Source organism: Duganella sp. GW822-FHT06D06 (assembly GCF_058799615.1).
This window is the reverse complement of sequence record NZ_JBXALQ010000010.1, coordinates 114,895-132,679: the sequence shown is the minus strand read 5'-3', so window position 1 is coordinate 132,679 and position 17,785 is coordinate 114,895. Positions and strand designations below refer to the sequence as shown.

Sequence of the window (17,785 nt, the reverse complement as noted above, 5' to 3'; positions counted from 1 at the left end):
TGGATCGGTTAGAGTTTTCTCTTGATCCCGCGCATGGATGATCGACCTATGGAATCGACAGTTCAGAGTGAAGAATTCATCAGGTTGAATTTCCCCAGGCTGGCGGCTGCGCTGGAATACATGCCGGTTGGCGTCACCATTGTTGATTGCGACTTGACTATCAGGTTCTGGAATCCGGCATTTTGTCAATTGCAGGGGTTTCCGGTCGAGGTGATGCATCCCGGCGTGACCATGGCCGAAGTGTTCCGTTTCATCGCCTTGCGCGGCGACTACGGGACAGACGATATCGACGCACTGGTGGCCGCCCGGATCGAACTCTGCCTGAAGTTCCAGCCCCACAACTTCACCCGAGCCCGGGTGGATGGCGTGGTGCTCAATATCATCGGTCGCCCCATCTATGGCATAGACGGTGCGGTCAGTGGCTTCGTCACCATCTATCACGATGTGACTTCTGAAAAGCACTACGAGGAACAGCTCGAGGCCAAAAACAAGGAACTGCAGCAGGCCAAGCAACTGGCCGAGGCGGCGAGCATGGCCAAAGGACAGTTTTTGTCCAATATGAGCCACGAAATCCGCACGCCGCTGAACTGCGTCATCGGCATGGCCTATTTGGCCTTGAAGACCGACCTGGACCCGCGCCAGCGCGACTACCTGGAAAAAATCCGCTTCGCCGGCGAGCACCTGCTGGGCATCATCGACGACATACTCGACATTTCCAAGATCGAGGCCGGCAAGATGGATATCCAGCACATCGATTTTTCACTCGACCAGGTGGTGCAGACGGTGACCACGGTGGTGGCGCCGAAGGCGGCCACCCGCAACCTGGAACTGGTGTTCGACCTCGACCCCACCTTGCCGCCGGTGCTGGTGGGCGATCCGCTGCGGCTGGGACAAGTGCTGATCAACTACGCCAACAACGCCATCAAGTTCAGCGAACAAGGCAGGATAGAGATCCGCGTGCGCAAGATGGTCGGCGACGCCAACGATTGCCTGCTGCGTTTCGAAGTGAGCGACCAGGGCATCGGCTTGTCCAAAGCGGAAATGGACAAATTGTTTGTCTCGTTCCAGCAAGCCGACACATCGACCACGCGCGAATTCGGCGGCACCGGCCTCGGCCTGGCGATCTGCAAGGAGCTGGCCCAGTTGATGGGCGGCGATGTCGGCGTCCGCAGTCAGCCCGGAGTGGGCAGCACGTTCTGGTTCACGGCGCAGCTGGGCGTATCCTACAAGAACATGCCGGCGCTGATCGACCAGATCGGCGACGCCGCCGGCGAGCTGCTGGCCAGCGCCCACACGTCGGCCGTGATGGCGGCACTGAAAGTGGCCCGCGTTCTGCTGGTCGAGGACAATATCTTCAATCAACAGATTGCACAGGAAATGCTGGAAGAAGCCGGTGTCGTCGTTTGCCTCGCCAACAACGGCGCCGACGCGCTGGAACTGCTGCACAAGTCCGATTTTGACTGCGTTTTGATGGACTTGCAGATGCCGCTGATGGACGGACTGGAAGCGACCCGCCGCATCCGCACCGACCCGCGCCTGACCCACATCCCGGTGTTGGCGATGACGGCCACCGCCACCACCGAGGCGCGGATGCGCTGCATCGACGCCGGCATGAACGACTTCATTTCGAAACCGTTCCAGCCGGCGCTGATGTACCAGACCGTCGCCAACTGGTTGCCGCCGCGCGTGCTGACGGCAGAGCTGCGACGACCGCCGCTGCCGGAGCCTGCCGTCAGCGCCCCGCTCGGCGACGACCCGCCCGCGATCGACTTGTCGGTGCTGGCCACGCTGCTCGGCAACGATCCGGTGAAGGTACGCAAGTTCGCCTTCAAATACCTGCTCAGTTCGCAGGAGGGTGTGCGCGAAATAGAGGCCGCGCTGGCGCGTGGCGATGTGCAGCGCGCGCGCGAACTTGGCCACCGCATCAAATCGGCGGCGCGCAGTGTCGGCGCTTTCCGCATGGCCGACCTGTGCGAGGAACTGGAACTGCTCGCACCCGCGGAGGCGGTCAGCGAGGTGGCGACCGCCCACGCCATCCTGGCAGAACTGAAAGATCTATTGCAGCAAGTGACGCAGCACGTGATGCAGAACACCGCCGCCTGTCCCACCGATCATTGAGCCACGAACCTGGAAACCTTGCCTATGACACCTACGCACCTGCAAACACTGGCCTTGACACTGGCCCTCACCGCGTCCGGCGCCACCTCCGCCATCGACTACTACAACAAGGGCAACGAACCGGGACGCCCGTTCTCGCTGGCGGTGCGCGCCGGGGATTACGTGTTCGTCTCCGGCCAGCTGGGCACCGGCCCGGATGGCTTGGTCAAAGGCTTCGACGCGCAATCCCGCCAGGCGATGGACAATATCGCCACCATCCTCAAAGGCTATAACCTCGGCATGAACGACGTGGTCAAGTGCACCATCATGATCGCCGACATGGCCAAGTGGGCGGATTTCAACAAGGTCTACGTCACCTACTTCAAGGCTGACCGCCTGCCGGCCCGCAGCGCGTTTGGCGCCAATGCCCTGGCGCTGGGCGGCGAAGTGGAGGTGGAATGCATGGCTTACGCCCCGCGCCGGTGAGCGTGATTTTCTCTTCCACCACGCTGCTTTTGCTTTAGAATCGTGCTCTTTGTTTATCGTTCAGGGGATCAGATGGCAGATGGGAAGAATGAACTCAAACGTGGCCTGAAGAGCCGGCACATCCAGCTGATTGCGCTGGGTGGCGCCATCGGCACCGGCCTGTTCCTCGGCATCGCGCAGACCATCCAGATGGCCGGGCCGTCGGTGCTGCTCGGCTATGGCGTGGCCGGGCTGATCGCCTTCTTCATCATGCGCCAGCTGGGCGAGATGGTGGTGGACGAACCGGTCGCCGGCTCGTTCAGCTACTTCGCCGACAAATACTGCGGCCACCTGGCCGGCTTCATGTCGGGCTGGAACTACTGGGTCTTGTACGTGTTGGTCAGCATGGCCGAGCTGTCGGCGGTCGGCATCTATGTGCAGTACTGGTGGCCGGCGATACCGACCTGGATGTCCGCGCTGGTCTTCTTCGTCATCATCAACGCTATCAGCCTGTCCAACGTCAAAGCCTTCGGCGAGATGGAATTCTGGTTCGCCATCATCAAGGTGGTCGCCATCGTCGGCATGATCGTGTTCGGCGCCTGGCTGCTGATCTCCGGCGACGCCGGCCCGGAAGCGACCGTGGCCAACCTGTGGCAGCACGGCGGCTTCTTCCCCAACGGCCTGGGCGGATTGGTGATGGCGATGGCCGTCATCATGTTCTCCTTCGGCGGCCTGGAACTGATCGGCATCACCGCCGCCGAGGCGGACGATCCGTCGCACACCATCCCCAAAGCCACCAACCAGGCCATCTACCGCATCCTGATTTTCTACATCGGCGCGCTGGGCATCCTGCTGTCGCTGTATCCATGGCAGAAAGTGGTCACCGGCGGCAGCCCGTTCGTGCTGATCTTCCACGCGTTGAACAGCAACCTGGTGGCGCATGCGCTGAACGCCGTGGTGCTGACGGCCGCGCTGTCGGTATATAACAGCGGCGTCTATTCCAACACCCGCATGCTGTACGGCCTGGCCAAGCAAGGCAACGCTCCCCAGCTGCTGTTGAAGGTGAATCACCGCGGCGTGCCGTTGGCCGCGCTGGGCGTCTCGGCGCTGGCGACCGGCATCTGCGTGGTGGTCAACTACTTCATGCCTGGCAAGGCCTTCGGTTTCCTGATGGGCCTGGTCGTCTCGGCGCTGATTATCAACTGGGGCATGATCAGTTGGATCCATCTGCGCTTCCGCGCGCAGAAACAGGCCGAGGGCAAGAGCACGGCATTCCGCAGCCTGGGCTACCCGCTGACCAACTACCTGTGCCTGGCCTTCCTGGCCGGTATCCTGGTGGTGATGTATATGACGCCGGACCTGCAATTGTCGGTCTACCTGATTCCGGTATGGCTGGCGGCGCTGGGCGCGGGCTACCTGGTGCGGCAGAAAAAGGCCGTCATCGCCTGACGCGGCCGGCCCGCAACGCTCGCACAGGATTACGCCTGCGCGAGCGTTGCGATGGCTTGCGCCAGCCGGTCGAGCTGGCGCGGTTGGGTGAACAGCGCCGGCGTCACACGCACGCAGCTGCCGCCCAACGGACCGTTGCGCGACACCGTGAAAATTCCATGTTCGTCCATCAGCCGTTTGGCCAGGCGCTGGTTGTCTTCCTTGCTGGTCTTGCCGGCGAAGCGGAACGAGGTGCTGGCGCCGTACATGGCGGGATCGTCCGGCGTCAGGATCTGCAGGCCCTTGACCTCGCGCACGCGCTCCACCCAGTAGTCGCGCAGGTACTTTAGCCGGGCCGATTTGTTGGCCACGCCGATCTGCTCATGGAAGCGGAACGCCGCCGGCACCGTCATGATGTTGGCCGTGTTGACGGTGCCCGAATGGACGCGCGAGCGGATGTCCGTGGCCGCATAATCCTGGTCCGCCATATGCACGCCGATATCCGCCAGCCGCGCCTTGCGGATGTACATGAAGCCCACGCCCAGCGGCGCTCCCAGCCACTTGTGCAGATTGAAGCCGATGAAGTCCGCCTTCAGGTCGGCCACCATGAAGTCGGTCTGGCCCCAGGACTGGGCGGCGTCGGCGATGACGTCGATGCCGCGCTGGCGCGCCATCTGCACCAGTTCCGCCACCGGCAGGGTCAGGCCGGTGCGGTGGCTGATATGCGTCAGCAGCAGCAAGCGGGTGCGCGGATGGCGCCGCATCGCCTGCGCGTAGGCATCCAGGACGGCCTGGCGATTGGGCGGCTCGGGGATGCGCACCACGGCCACGTCGGCGCCGCGCCGCAAGGCCAGCTCGTTCATCGCGTATTGGGTCGCGTCGTAATCCAGGTCGGCATACATGATGGTGTCGCCGGCCTTGACCTGCTTGTAGTTGACGATCAGGTTTTGCAGCGACTCCGTGGCGCCGCGCGTGATGGCGATCTCCGACACGTCTGCGCCGACGGCGGCGGCGATCTGCGCCCGTATCGCCTCGATACCCGGTCCGTCGAATTGCTGGCGCAGGAAGCGCGAGCTGTGCGCGTTCAGATGGTCGATATTGCGCTTGTAGTCATCCGCCACCGGACGCGCCATCATGCCGAAGTAACCCTGTTCCAGATTGATGAAGTCCGGCGCCGGATCGTACTGCGCGGCGACCTTGTCCCAGTAGGCTTCATTTTGAGGCAGCACCTCGGCGATGGGCGGCAGCCCGGCCATCGCGGCCGGCGAGATGAGCGATCCGCCGGCAAGCCCGGCGGCAACATGAAAGAAACTGCGGCGTGTCGGCATGCGTTCTCCTGTCGGCGAAATGGTGCGCCCAATATAGCACCGACCGGCGAAGCATAGGCTAGAATGGCGCGCATGAATTCTCCCAACCATACCTCGCTGTATTGCTATCCGTGGGACCTCCCGGATGTGGACCGCTTTGCAGACCAGGCGCGCAGCCTGGGCATGAACGGTGCGACGCTCGCCGTCAGCTACCATGCCGGGAAATTCCTGCGTCCGCATGCAGCCAGCGGGCCGCGCGTGATCTTCCCCGAAGACGGCGTGGTCTATTTCGAGCCGGACCCGGCGCGCTACGGCGAACTCAAACCACAAGCCCATTCCGACCCGGCGCTGCGCGCGGTGCTGCCCCAATTGGTCGCCAATGGCGGCGTCGCGGTACACGCCTGGACTGTGCTGCTGCACAACAGCCGCCTTGGCGCCGCACACCCCCGGTACACCGCCCGCAACGCCTATGGCGACGGCTACCTGTACAGCCTTTGCCCGATGCAGCAGCCGGTGTTCGACTACGCGGTGGCGCTGAGCGCCGACGTCGCCGCGCGCGGCGTCGCCAGCGTGGTGGTCGAAACGCCGGGTTGGCTGCCCTGCGCCCACGGCTACCATCACGAATTCGCCCAGGTCCGCAGCAATCTCTGGCTCGACTCCCTGCTCGGCCTGTGCTTCTGCGACGCCTGCATGGCCGCCGGCAAGGCTGCCGAGATCGACATGGACGGCCTGCGCCAGCGCATCCGCCGCGACATCGACCATTACCTCGACGCCCCCATCGACGCCACACCGACCCAGGCCGCAGCATGGCTGGCCGCCGACCTGCTGGAAGACGGCGACCTGGCCGCCCTGAACCGCTTGCGGCAGCGGCGCGTCACGCAGCTGGTCGGCGCCATCCGCGCCGCCATGCCGCCACAGGTGCAGTTGTCGGTGGTGGCGACGGTGCAGCGCCCCACCGCCCAGGGCTGGCTGGAAGGCACGGACCTGCGCGCGCTGTCCGGCGTGGCGGACTGGCTGGAGATACCTTTCTACGAGGCCGATGCCGCCGCAGTCCGCAGCGATGCCTGGGATTGCATCCGCCGCATCGGCGCGCCGGACCGCATTCGCGCCATCCTTCGCCCCGGCCCACCGGACCTGGCCGATGGCGCGCAACTGCCGCAAGCGCTGCAAGGCTTGTGGGAACTGGGCATCCGTCATTTCGGATTCTACAACTACGGCATGCTGCGCCGCGACCGCCTTCAGGCGCTCGGCGCGACATTGCACGCTTTCGACCGCAGGAGCCACACTTGAATCGCACCGCCGCCATGATGAAACTGGAAGACCAACTGCTACACCCCGGCGTCAAAGGCCTGCCGATCACGCAGCCGCTGCGCCAGGGCGACATCGGCGCGCGCCAGTGGAACGTGCTGCGTGCCGACACCAGCTTCCCGGTGGCGCTGCTGAAGACCTCCGCGCTGGAGCACAACCTGCAATGGATGCGCGGCTTCTGCGAGCATTATGGCGCGCAGCTGGCGCCGCATGGCAAGACCACCATGAGCCCGCAGTTGTTCGACGCCCAGCTGGCCAACGGCGCCTGGGGCATGACGCTGGCGACGGCGGCGCAGGTGCAGATCGCCTACCGCTACGGCGTGCGCCGCGTGTTGCTGGCGAACCAGCTGGTGGCGCCGGCCGACATCAAGGCCATGCTGACGCTGATGCAGCGCGATCCTTCGTTCGAGTTCTACGCACTGGTCGATTCCAGCGCCGGCGTGGCGCGCCTGTCGCAGGCGGCGCAACAGCAGCGCATGGAACGGCGCCTGCCGCTGCTGGTGGAGTTGGGCCTGGCCGGCAAACGGGCCGGCTGCCGCAGCATGGACGACGCCCTGGCGCTGGCGCGCGAAGTGGCCGCCGCACCGGGCCTGGAACTGGCCGGCATCGAAGGCTACGAAGGCCTGCTGGTCGGCCCGGACCGCGACCAGGACCACGAGGCGGTCCGCCACTTCGTCACCCAGTTGTCCGACCTGCTGCGCCAGGCCGACGCCGAGCAACTGTTCAAGCGCGGCGAGATCCTGCTGTCGGCCGGCGGCTCGGCCTATTTCGATTTTGTCGCCAGCGGTTTCGCTCAGGTGAAGAATTTGTCCCGGCCGGTACTGCCGGTGCTGCGCAGCGGCTGCTACCTGACCAACGACCACGGTTTCTACCACGGCCTGATCGAGCAGCTGAACGCACGCGAAGGCCTGGCGCCCGGCCAGGGCCTGCGTCCGGCATTGGAAGTCTGGAGCATGGTGTTGTCGCGACCCGAACCCACGCTGGCCATCCTCGGCATGGGCAAGCGCGATGCCTCCTACGACATGGAGCTGCCGCGCGCGCTGGTGTCGCACCGCCCCGGCGCCAACGCGCCTGCGGCGCTGCCGGAAGGATGCAGCATCGAGAAGATGAACGACCAGCACGCCTACCTGCGACTGCCGGCGGAGCATGCCGCCGGCCGCGAACTGGCGGTCGGCGACCTGATAGGCTGCGGCATCTCGCATCCCTGCACCACGTTCGACAAATGGCCGCTGTTGCTGACCGTGGACGACGACTACAACGTGCGCGGCGCGGTCAACACCTTCTTCTAGCCGACGCTGGCACGCAGACGCTTCGCGATGGTGGCGAACATCTGCTCCACGTCGACCGGCTTGCCGATGAAATCGTCCATGCCGGCGGCGATGCATTGTTCGCGCTCGGACTCCATCACGCCCGCCGTCATCGCGATCACCGGCAGCGTCAAGCCCAGTTCATCGCGGATCGCGCGGGTGGCGGTAAAGCCGTCCATGACCGGCATCTGCACATCCATCAGCACCAGGTCGCAGCGCAGGTCGGCGCGCAGCAGCTGCAACGCCTTCTCGCCGTGCTCCGCCAGCGTGACCGTGGCGCCGGCCAGCTCCAATATGCCTTTCGCCACCTGCTGGTTGATAGGATTGTCCTCCACCAGCAGCACGCTCACGCCGGCCAGCGCCTTGGCGCCTGCCACCGCAGGAACGTCGGCGACGTCTTCCTGGCGATGCGCCAGCGCGGTCTGCACCGCGTCATACAGGCTGGACGCCGTCACCGGCTTGGTCAGGAACACCGGCGCGCTGACGGTGGCCATGTCCTGCACCAGCTTGCTGCGGCCGTAGGCGTTGACCATGCAGATCACCGGCATGCCGGATTCCGCCTGCAGCGCGTGCATGGTGGCCGGGCCGTCCATGCCTGGCATCTGCCAGTCGACCAGCGCCGCATCGTAGACGCGGCCGGAGCCGATCAGCGCCAACGCTTCCGCCCCCGAGGCGACCACGTCGCAGCTCCAGTTCCAGGCATGGATGGTCTTGCCGAGGAAATCGCGGCTGGTCGAGTTATCGTCCACCACCAGCAAGTGCCGGCGCCGGCCGGTCCGCGGCGCCTCGCCCACGTCGGCCTGTTTCATCGGCAGCGTAAAGGAGAAGGCGCTGCCCGCGCCGACCTCGCTGCGCACTTCGATGGCGCCTCCCAGCAGTTCGATCAGCCCCTTGGAAATGGTCAGGCCCAATCCGGTGCCGCCGTAGCGGCGCGTGGTCGACAGGTCGGCCTGCGTGAACGGCGAGAACAGCCGCGCCAATTGTTCTTCGTTCATGCCGATGCCGGTGTCGCGCACGGTAAAGCGCAGCAGCAGCGCCGCGCCCTCGCCGCCGGCGCGCTCCACCAGCACCGAGACTTCGCCCTGCTCGGTGAACTTGATGGCGTTGCCGGCCAGGTTGACCAGGATCTGCTGCAGGCGCAGCGCGTCGCCGACCAAGGTACGCGGCACATCCGGCTCCACGCCCAGGCACAGTTCCAGGTTCTTCTCGCCGACGGTGACGCTCATGATGCTGGCCAGCGAATGCAGCACCTCCTCCAGCAGGAAGCGCACCGGATGCACTTCGATCTTCCCGGCTTCCATCTTGGAGAAGTCGAGGATGTCGTTCAATATGCCGAGCAGGGACTGTCCCGACGCCCGTATCATTTCCAGATAACGGCCCTGCTCCGGCGACAAGCCGGTGGTGTTGAGCAGGTGCGCCATGCCCAGCACCGCATTCATCGGCGTACGCAGTTCGTGGCTCATGTTGGCCACGAAGACGTCCTTGGCGGCGCTGGCCATCTGCACCTGCTCCATCGCCAGCCGCAGCTCCCTCTCGGCCCGTTTGCGTTCCGTGACGTCGCGCACGATGCCGACGAACAGATGCTGGCCTTCGACCAGCAACGCGCGTATCGACAGCTCCAGCACAAATGTGGCGCCATCCTTGCGCAGCCCTTGCAGCTCGACGTTGTTCTTGCCCACCACCTTGGGCAGGCCACCGGCGAGGTAGCGCGCCATGCCGGCATGGTGGGCGCCGCGCAGACTGTCCGGCATCATGCGCATGATGTTGGCGCCGATCGCCTCTTCCGGCGTGTAGCCGAAGATGCTGCACGCCGCGTGGTTGAAAGCTTCGATGACGCCGTCGGCGTTGATGGTGATGATGCCGTCGCCGACATTGTCCATCACGGTGCGGGTGCGCAGCTCCTTGTTGATCGCTTCGCGCTGCGCCGATTGCAGCTGCAAGGTGCGTTCTTCGATCGCGCTCTCCACGCGGTTGCGATACTGCTCGAGTTCCGACTGCACCGCCTGCATGGTGCGGATCGCCTCGTCGACTTCGCGGAATATCGGCTTCACGCCCTCCAGCCGCAGGTCGCCTTTTTTGCCCAGTGCGCTGGCGGCGCGCGACAGCGCGCTAACCGAATGATTGATGCGGCGGGCGAAATACCAGGCGGCTGCCAGGCCTAAGCCGAGCAGGCCGGCCACGACCACGATGATCCAGCGGATCGAGGCCAGCATTTCCGACAGCACCGTGCTGCGCGGCACACCAATCGCCACCGCCCAGCCGGACATCTTCGAATGGCTGTACATCGAATACACCGGCGTGCCGTCCAGCGTCACCGATTCAAACGCCGCCTCGCTGCTGTCGGCCATCCTGGCCCGCAGCGTCGGCGACGCCAGCTTGCCCACATAGCGTTCCGCATCCTTTGAACGGGCCACAATCACGCCACGCGAATCGAAGATGCCGGCCACCCGGTCGCCGGCCAGGTCCTGCTCCCGCAGCACCTGGCCCAGGCGCTCCGGCACGAAAGCCACCGACAGGCAGTAAATCACTTTGCCGCCGCGGATCACCGGCACGTGCACCGCGACCAGCGGCCGCTTCAGGGCGCCGCCGATGAAGACGTCGGAGACCACCGTCTGGCCGGTGTCGAACACCTTGCGGATCCGCTCCCGGCTGGCGGGATCGGCCATCGTCGCGCCGTAGGGGCGCACGGTATTGAGCAACTGGACCGCATCGCCGTCGCTCAGCACAAAATTAAATCCGGGGAATTCGGGGCGCAGGGCCTTGCTGGCCAGGGTGTGGAACGCCGCCAGGTCGCCGTCGTCGAGACTGGGCGCATTAGCCAGCGCCATCGCCATGGTGATGCCGGTATTGAGGTCGCGATCAACCGCCTGCATCAGCGCGCGCGCCGTGACCAGTGTGCCTTGCTGGATCTGGGTCCGTTCCCGCTGATAGAAATGATGCGCCAGCAGCGCGACCCCGACCACGGCCGGCAAAGCGCAGGCCCATACCAGCGTATAGATTTGCGCTCGGATCGATGGCAGGGGGCGACGGAGTGCTGGCTTCATGCTCGGCGACGGTTACGGGACCAGGACGACTCTAGCACAGATGAGCGGCGCTTAGCGCCGCCTGTTCTACAGTCGTGCGCCCAGGCTGAGCACGGCCGCGATATTGCGGGCGGCGCTGCGCACATTCTGCGCCGCTTCGGCCAGCGCCTGCTCGACCGTGCACGGCCGGCTGACCGCGCCGAACACGGCATCGATGCCGTGCTGGTGCACCACGGCCGCGCCCGGCGCCAGGCAGCCGGCGATCGCGATCACCGGCTTGCCGTGCCGCTGTGCCACGCGGGCCACGCCGATCGGCGTCTTGCCGTGGATGGACTGGCTGTCGATGCGGCCTTCGCCGGTGATGACCAGGTCGGCGTCGGCCACGGCCGCGTCCAGCCCCACCGCCGCCGTGACAATCTCGCTACCAGGACGCAAGCTACCGCCCAGGAATACCAGCATCGCCGCGCCGATGCCGCCGCCCGCGCCGGCGCCCGGCACGTCGGCCACCTGCCGGCCCAGCTCGCGAGAGATGACGTCGGCGTAGTGGCGCAGGTTGGCGTCCAGTTGCTCGACCATCGCCGGGGTGGCGCCCTTTTGCGGGCCGAAGATATGGGAGGCGCCCTGCGGCCCCACCAGCGGATTGCTGACATCGCAGGCGATGTCGAACACGCAGTCCCTGATGCGGGCGTCCAGGCCGGACAGGTCGATCTGCTGCAAGCCGTCCAGCGCGCCGCCGCCGGGTGGCAGGTCGCGGCCGGCCGCGTCCAGCAAGCGTCCGCCCAATGCCTGCAGCATGCCGGCGCCGCCGTCGTTGGTGGCGCTGCCGCCCACGCCCAGCACGAAGCGGCGGGCGCCGGCGTCGAGCGCGTCGCGGATCAACTGGCCGGTGCCGTAGCTGCTGGTGCGCAGCGGATCGCGCTGCGCCGTGGGCACCAGTTCCAGGCCGCTGGCGGCGGCCATTTCGATCACCGCCGTCGCGCCGTCGCCCATCAGGCCGTAGAACGCGGCCACCGGTTCGCCCAGCGGACCGGACACCTGCAGCTCCACGCGGCGGCCGCCGCTGGCGTCGATCATCGCCTGCACCGTGCCTTCGCCGCCGTCGGCCACCGGCAGCTTGACGTATTCCGCGTCGGGGAAGAACTCGCGGAAGCCGGCCTCGATTTCGTTGGCCACCGCCAGCGCGGTCAGGCTCTCCTTAAACGAATCGGGCGCAATGACTATTTTCATTAAAAAACTCTATCAACGGTTGACCAGTTTGGCGGGTACGCGCAACACCAGTATCGCACCAAGCAGCAGCACGCTGGACAAAATATACAGCGCCGTGTCGGTGCTCTGGGTGGCGTCCTTGATCCAGCCGACCAGGAAGGGACTGACGAAGCCGGCGATCTGGCCGAGCGAGTTGATCAGCGCCAGGCCGCCGGCCGCCGCCGCGCTGCCGAGGAAGGCCGACGGCAGCGACCAGAACATCGCCAGCGCCGCCAGCGCGCCCATGGTCGCCATGCTCAGGCCCACCATCACGACCAGCGCATTGCTGGAGAAATTGGCCGCCAGCATCAGGCCGGTCAGGCCCATCACCATCGGCAGCGCCACGTGCAAGCGGCGTTCGCGGCGCTGGTCCGCCGAGCGGCCGGCCCACACCATGAACAAGGCGGCGCACAGGTAGGGAATCGCGCTCAGCCAGCCGACCGTGCCCGAATTCTGGTAACCCAGCGACTTGATGATGGACGGCAGCCAGAAGTTGATCGCATACACGCCCATCTGGATGCAGAAGTAGATCACGCCCAGCATCCACACGCTGCCGTTGCGCAGCACGGCCGAGAAGGTCTGGCCGACATCGCTGCTGGCCTGGCGCTGTTGTTCGTCGCTGGCCAGCGCCGCCTGCATCGCGCCTTTTTCTTCGGCGCTCAGCCACCTGGCCTGGGCGATGCCGTCGTTCAGATAGAAGTACACGCCCACGCCGAGGAACACGGTCGGCAAGCCTTGCAGCAGGAACAGCCACTGCCAGCCCGCCATGCCGCCCTGCCCGGCCGAAAAGTGCTGCAACATCCAGCCCGACAGCGGGCCGCCGACCAGGCCGGAAATCGGTATCGCCGACATGAACAGCGCCATCACCTGGCCGCGCTTCTGCGCCGGGAACCAGTGGGTGAAGTACAGCACCATGCCGGGGAAGAAGCCAGCCTCGGCCACGCCGGTGAAGAAGCGCAGCACGTAGAACGAGGTCGGGTTGTGCACGAACAGCATGCAGGCCGACAAGGCGCCCCAGGCCACCATCATGGTCGCGATCCAGCGGCGGGCGCCGATCTTGTGGAGGATCAGGTTGCTCGGCACGCCGCTCAGCACGTAGCCGATGAAGAAGATGCCAGCGCCCAGGCCGTACACGGTGTTGCTCAGATGGAGGGCGTCCAGCATCTCCAGCTTGGCGAAGCCGACGTTGACGCGGTCCAGGTAGTTGAAGAAGTAGCAGATGAAGATAAACGGTATCAAATGCCAGCTGGCCTTCTTGTACGCGCCGTCCAGGACGGACGCCGCCGGCCACGGCGTGGCGGTGGTGGTGGTGTTCATGCTTGTCTCCTTGGTTTTTATAGGTAGTCTGTGCAGACGATTATCTGGAATCGACTCCGAAAAAACATCGGCCAAATGCACCATAATTCCGGCGCGGTTCGGTCATTTGTTGGGCGTTTGCACAATAAATGCTTTTGCATGCGCAGAATTTATGCGAATTCCTTGTTCTTTGGCACAATGGGAGACGAGGAGAATCGCCCCATGTACATACTCAGCACCGAGCTGGCCCAGGACATCGTCAGCCGGACCATGAAAATCATCCCCTACAACGTCAACGTGATGGACGCCAACGGCACCATCCTGGCCAGCGGCAATCCGGCCCGCATCGGCGAGCTGCACGCCGGCGCCATGCTGGCCCTGGCCAAGCGGCTGACGGTGGAGATCGACAGCGCCAGCGCCCGCAATATGCACGGCGCCCAGCCCGGCATCAACCTGCCGCTGACGGTCAACGGCCAGGTCTGCGGCGCGGTCGGCCTGAGCGGCGTGCCGGACCAGGTGCGCCAGTTCGGCGAACTGGTGCGGCTGACGGCGGAGATGATCCTGGAACAGGCCCACCTGGCCGGCGAGTTGCAGCGCGACTCGCGCTACCGCGAAGCCTTCGTGCTCAACCTGATCCGCTACGAGCCCGCGCGCGAGGCCGACCTGGCCGCCTGGGCGCGGCGGCTGGGCGTCAATTTCGAGCGCAGCCACCTGGTGTTCCTGCTGGAGCTGGACGACAAGGCCATGGGCACCGACCAGGCGCTCAGCGAGCTGCAGCGGCTGCAACTGCGCATGCTGGCCCGGCAACCGTCGGCGCTGACGGCCTCCGCCGGCGCGCACCAGCTGGTGTTGCTGGACTTCTACGACGCCCCGGCCGCCCACGACGCCCATAGTCCGCAGCGCCAGTTGCAGGCGCTGGCCGCCATCCTGCACGAGGAATGCCAGCAACCGCACACGCTGACGCTGGGCATCGCCCAGTCCGGCATGGCCGGGGTGGCGACGTCCTACCAGAGCGCGCAGACGGCCGCCCGCATCGGCCGCGCCCGTCATCCGCGGCGCACCCGCTACAGCTACTACGAGCAGACCCTGCCGGTGCTGCTGTCGGGACTGGGTTCGGGCTGGGAGGCGACCCAGCTGCGCCTGCCCATCGCCAGGCTCAAGGCGCAGGATAAAAACAAGGAGTTACTACGGCGGACGCTCAATGTGTGGTTTGAACACGACGGTCACCCGGCCGCCACCGCCGGGGCCCTGCACGTGCACCGCAACACGCTGGACTACCGGCTGCGCCGCATCGGCGAGATCACCGGCCTGGACCTGGGCAAGCTGGAGGATCGTTTCCTGCTATATATCTCATCGTTATTAACAACCTAACGCTCTCGGCATAGCCAGAAACTTACTGTATTATTTGCCGTCGCCCGAGCGCCCACAAGGCACAGACTCGGGTACGGAGATAACCAAAATAAAACTGGAGCCATTTTGAGCCTTTTTCGCACTAAGAACCTGGACGATATGATCGCCAACAGCCGCAAACCCGGCGGCCTGGCGAAAGTACTCGGTCCCTTCGACCTGATTCTCATGGGCATCGGCGCCATTGTCGGCACCGGTATTTTCGTCCTGACGGGCACCGGCGCGGTGACCGCCGGCCCGGCCCTGACCCTGTCCTTCGTGGTCGCCGCGATCGCCTGCGGCTTCGCCGCCCTGTGCTACGCCGAATTCGCCTCCACCGTGCCGGTGGCCGGCTCCATCTACACCTACACCTACGCCACCCTGGGCGAACTGGCCGCCTGGATGATAGGCTGGGACTTGCTGCTGGAATACGGCCTGGCCACCTCGGCCGTGTCGGTCGGCTGGTCCGGCTACTTCCAGTCGCTGATCTCCGGCTTCGGCATCCATCTGCCGGTCGAGCTCACGGCCGCGCCCGGCGCGTTGCCCGGCGTGCATACGCTGATCAACCTGCCGGCGCTGTGCATCATGCTGATCCTGACCGCCATGCTGAGCTGGGGCGTGCGTGAATCGGCCCGCCTGAACAACATCATGGTGGCCATCAAGGTCGGCGTGGTGCTGCTGTTCATCGTCGTCGGCGCGCGCCACGTCGAGCCAGCCAACTGGCAGCCATTCCTGCCGTATGGCTACAACGGCATGCTGAGCGCCGCTGCGCTGGTGTTCTTCGCCTTCATCGGTTTCGATGCGGTGACCTCGGCCGCCGAGGAAGTCAAGCGTCCCGAGCGCGACCTGCCGATCGGCATCATCGGCTCGCTGGCCGCCTGTACCGTGCTGTACGTGGTGGTCTCGGCCATCATGACCGGCATCGTGCCTTACCAACAGTATCTGGGCGTCGACCATCCGGTGTCGCTGGCGCTGAAACACGCCGGTGAAAACTGGTTCGCCGGCTTCGTCGACCTGGGCGCGATCCTGGGCATGACCACCGTGATCCTGGTGATGGCTTACGGCCAGACCCGCATCATCTTCGCCATGTCGCGCGACGGCCTGCTGCCGAAACGCCTGTCGACCGTGCATCCGCGCTTCCACACGCCGTTCTTCGCCACCTGGCTGGTCGGCATCGTGTTCGGCCTGATCGCCGCCGTGGTGCCGCTCAACGTGCTGACCGAGCTGATCAACATCGGCACGCTGGCCGCCTTCAGCCTGGTGTCGATCGCCGTGGTCATCATGCGCAAGAAGCGTCCCGACCTGAAGCGCGCGTTCCGCTGCCCTGGCGTGCCGGTGATTCCTGGCCTGGCCGTGATCTTCTGCGTCATGCTGATGACCTACCTGAGCTGGTTCACCTGGGTCGCCTTCGCGATCTGGCTGGTGATCGGCCTGGCCATCTACTTCGGCTATGCCCGCAAGCATTCGCTGCTGAACTAAACCCGCTGTCAGCCCGGCGAGGCAGATGCCTCGCCGGCGCCCCCCGCTTTCCTGCCGCTCCGCGCAGGGTGCACTACCCCACAGACCGCAACACGGAACGCGCCTAGCATCTGACCCGTCACTGCGAAGGAGAGCGTGTGGACACCACCCTATGGTACTTGCTCGTCGGCTGCCTGATGCTGGCGCGCGGGTTGGCGGCCTCCACGATCTCGAAGTCGCCCTTTACCTCCGCCATCGTCTACCTGGGCGTCGGCATCCTGCTGGGGCCGACCTTTCTCAACATCTTCGGCTTCGATCCCAAGCTGCAATCGGCCTTGCTGGAAATATTGACCGAGACTGCGCTGCTGATCTCGCTGTTCTCGGCCGGCATCAAGATGCCGGTGCCGTTCAAGCGCCAGCGCTGGGACGCGCCGCTGCGGCTGGCATGGCTGTCGATGTCGCTGACCGTGGGCTTGGTGGCGCTGTTCGGCTACTACGTGCTGCATCTGCCGGCCGGGGCCGCCGTCCTGCTGGGCGGCATCCTGGCGCCCACCGATCCGGTGCTGGCCACCGACGTCCAGGTGCGCCATGCCGGCGACAAGGATCAGCTGCGCTTCACCCTCACCTGCGAGGCCGGCATGAACGATGGCAGCGCCTTCCCCTTCGTCATTCTCGGCCTCGGCATGCTGGGCGTGTTCGATACCGGCGCATACTACCTGCGCTGGCTGCTGGTCGACGTGCTGTGGGCCACGGCGGGCGCGCTGCTGATCGGCGTGGCGGCCGGCGCGCTGGTGGCGCGACTGAGCTGGCGTCTGCGCGGCTGCGATCCCAAGCACGAAATCATGGACGACCTGGTGGGGCTGGGCATGATCGCCGTGGTGTATGCCGTTGCGACTCTGTGCAAGGCGTCGGGCTTCCTGGCGGTGTTCTTCGCGGCGCTCGCCCTGAGGCAGACAGAACTGGTGCTGGCCGGCGCCCCCAAGGATCGCCACGGCCTGATGGAACCGGACACGGCCAAATCAGAGGCCGCCAAGACCAGCGAGACCCACGCAGCGCCGCTCATCGTCAGCGCCGGATCGCTGGTATTCAAGGAGCACCTTGAGCGCTTGTCCGAGCTGACGCTGGTGTTGCTGCTGGGCGGCATGCTGTCGCTGAAAAGCATGCAGTGGGATGCCTTGTGGATGGCCTTGTTCCTGTTCGCGATCGCCCGTCCGCTCAGCGTGTTCGCCGGCCTGGTCGGCAGCGACACCAGCCTGCGCATGCGCGCCATGACCGGCTGGTTCGGCGTGCGCGGCATCGGTTCGATCTATTACCTGATGTTCGCCATCGAAGCGGGCCTGGCGCCGGAGTTGGCGGCGCAGCTGACGCGCCTCGCGCTGTTTGTCATCATGCTGTCGATACTGGTGCACGGTTTCAGTGTCAAGCCCCTGATGGACACAGTGTGGCGCCGGCGTCGCTGATCGCA

General features: G+C 65.4%; 12 protein-coding genes. 8 read left to right on the top strand and 4 right to left on the bottom strand.

The window, feature by feature from the left end; genetic code table 11:
- The first annotated feature begins 48 nt into the window (after positions 1 to 48).
- The 3 genes from AC1RMD_RS19260 to AC1RMD_RS19250 all read left to right on the top strand — a co-directional run bounded on the left by AC1RMD_RS19260 (position 49) and on the right by AC1RMD_RS19250 (position 4,011).
- Positions 49 to 2,118: a response regulator gene (locus AC1RMD_RS19260; RefSeq protein ID WP_492928371.1), complete on the top strand. Its 2,070-nt coding sequence runs from the start codon at positions 49 to 51 to the stop codon at positions 2,116 to 2,118.
- Between the two features lie 24 nt (positions 2,119 to 2,142).
- Positions 2,143 to 2,583: a RidA family protein gene (locus AC1RMD_RS19255; protein WP_492928370.1), complete on the top strand. Its 441-nt coding sequence runs from the start codon at positions 2,143 to 2,145 to the stop codon at positions 2,581 to 2,583.
- Between the two features lie 72 nt (positions 2,584 to 2,655).
- Positions 2,656 to 4,011, top strand: a complete 1,356-nt coding sequence (locus AC1RMD_RS19250; protein ID WP_492928368.1) for an amino acid permease — start codon at positions 2,656 to 2,658, stop codon at positions 4,009 to 4,011.
- 29 nt (positions 4,012 to 4,040) lie between these two features.
- Here AC1RMD_RS19250 and AC1RMD_RS19245 read toward each other — a convergent pair whose 3' ends face one another.
- The gene (locus AC1RMD_RS19245) at positions 4,041 to 5,318 is read right to left on the bottom strand and encodes an aminotransferase class V-fold PLP-dependent enzyme (RefSeq protein WP_492928367.1); all 1,278 of its coding nucleotides are present in this window, start codon (positions 5,316 to 5,318) and stop codon (positions 4,041 to 4,043) included.
- Between the two features lie 72 nt (positions 5,319 to 5,390).
- Between AC1RMD_RS19245 and AC1RMD_RS19240 the strand changes: the two genes are divergently transcribed.
- Together AC1RMD_RS19240 and AC1RMD_RS19235 are read left to right on the top strand one after the other, a co-directional pair.
- Positions 5,391 to 6,587, top strand: a complete 1,197-nt coding sequence (locus AC1RMD_RS19240) for a hypothetical protein (RefSeq protein ID WP_492928365.1) — start codon at positions 5,391 to 5,393, stop codon at positions 6,585 to 6,587.
- A complete protein-coding gene (locus AC1RMD_RS19235; RefSeq protein WP_492928363.1) occupies positions 6,584 to 7,894 on the top strand; it encodes an amino acid deaminase in 1,311 nt (436 codons plus the stop codon). Before AC1RMD_RS19240 ends, AC1RMD_RS19235 begins: the two co-directional genes overlap by 4 nt.
- Here AC1RMD_RS19235 and AC1RMD_RS19230 read toward each other — a convergent pair.
- The 3 genes from AC1RMD_RS19230 to AC1RMD_RS19220 form a co-directional block, all read right to left on the bottom strand.
- Positions 7,891 to 10,956, bottom strand: coding sequence for a response regulator (locus AC1RMD_RS19230; protein WP_492928362.1), 3,066 nt, complete (start codon positions 10,954 to 10,956; stop codon positions 7,891 to 7,893). The genes AC1RMD_RS19235 and AC1RMD_RS19230 overlap by 4 nt on opposite strands.
- 66 nt (positions 10,957 to 11,022) lie before the next feature.
- Positions 11,023 to 12,162 carry a glycerate kinase gene (locus AC1RMD_RS19225; protein WP_492928360.1) on the bottom strand — a complete coding sequence of 380 codons (1,140 nt, stop codon included), beginning with the start codon at positions 12,160 to 12,162 and terminating at the stop codon, positions 11,023 to 11,025.
- 12 nt (positions 12,163 to 12,174) lie between these two features.
- Complete coding sequence (locus AC1RMD_RS19220) at positions 12,175 to 13,497, bottom strand: MFS transporter (RefSeq protein WP_492928358.1); 1,323 nt, start codon at positions 13,495 to 13,497, stop codon at positions 12,175 to 12,177.
- Between the two features lie 201 nt (positions 13,498 to 13,698).
- Between AC1RMD_RS19220 and AC1RMD_RS19215 the strand changes: the two genes are divergently transcribed.
- The 3 genes from AC1RMD_RS19215 (at position 13,699) to AC1RMD_RS19205 (ending at position 17,780) form a co-directional block, all read left to right on the top strand.
- Positions 13,699 to 14,847: a sugar diacid recognition domain-containing protein gene (locus AC1RMD_RS19215; protein ID WP_492928356.1), complete on the top strand. Its 1,149-nt coding sequence runs from the start codon at positions 13,699 to 13,701 to the stop codon at positions 14,845 to 14,847.
- Positions 14,848 to 14,952: 105 nt separating this feature from the next.
- Positions 14,953 to 16,341 carry a branched-chain amino acid transporter BcaP gene (bcaP, locus tag AC1RMD_RS19210; RefSeq protein WP_492928354.1) on the top strand — a complete coding sequence of 463 codons (1,389 nt, stop codon included), beginning with the start codon at positions 14,953 to 14,955 and terminating at the stop codon, positions 16,339 to 16,341.
- Between the two features lie 137 nt (positions 16,342 to 16,478).
- Entirely contained in the window at positions 16,479 to 17,780 is a 1,302-nt protein-coding gene (locus AC1RMD_RS19205; protein ID WP_492928353.1) for a cation:proton antiporter, read from the top strand.
- Positions 17,781 to 17,785: the final 5 nt, after the last annotated feature.

Bases quoted from the DNA above. Each gene is read 5' to 3' on its own strand.
- AC1RMD_RS19250 (WP_492928368.1), top strand. From the start codon at position 2,656: ATGGCAGATGGGAAGAATGAACTCAAACGTGGCCTGAAGAGCCGGCAC.
- AC1RMD_RS19255 (WP_492928370.1), top strand. From the start codon at position 2,143: ATGACACCTACGCACCTGCAAACACTGGCCTTGACACTGGCCCTCACC.
- AC1RMD_RS19240 (WP_492928365.1), top strand. From the start codon at position 5,391: ATGAATTCTCCCAACCATACCTCGCTGTATTGCTATCCGTGGGACCTC.
- AC1RMD_RS19220 (WP_492928358.1), bottom strand. From the start codon at position 13,497: ATGAACACCACCACCACCGCCACGCCGTGGCCGGCGGCGTCCGTCCTG.
- AC1RMD_RS19245 (WP_492928367.1), bottom strand. From the start codon at position 5,318: ATGCCGACACGCCGCAGTTTCTTTCATGTTGCCGCCGGGCTTGCCGGC.
- AC1RMD_RS19230 (WP_492928362.1), bottom strand. From the start codon at position 10,956: ATGAAGCCAGCACTCCGTCGCCCCCTGCCATCGATCCGAGCGCAAATC.
- AC1RMD_RS19260 (WP_492928371.1), top strand. From the start codon at position 49: ATGGAATCGACAGTTCAGAGTGAAGAATTCATCAGGTTGAATTTCCCC.
- AC1RMD_RS19225 (WP_492928360.1), bottom strand. From the start codon at position 12,162: ATGAAAATAGTCATTGCGCCCGATTCGTTTAAGGAGAGCCTGACCGCG.
- AC1RMD_RS19215 (WP_492928356.1), top strand. From the start codon at position 13,699: ATGTACATACTCAGCACCGAGCTGGCCCAGGACATCGTCAGCCGGACC.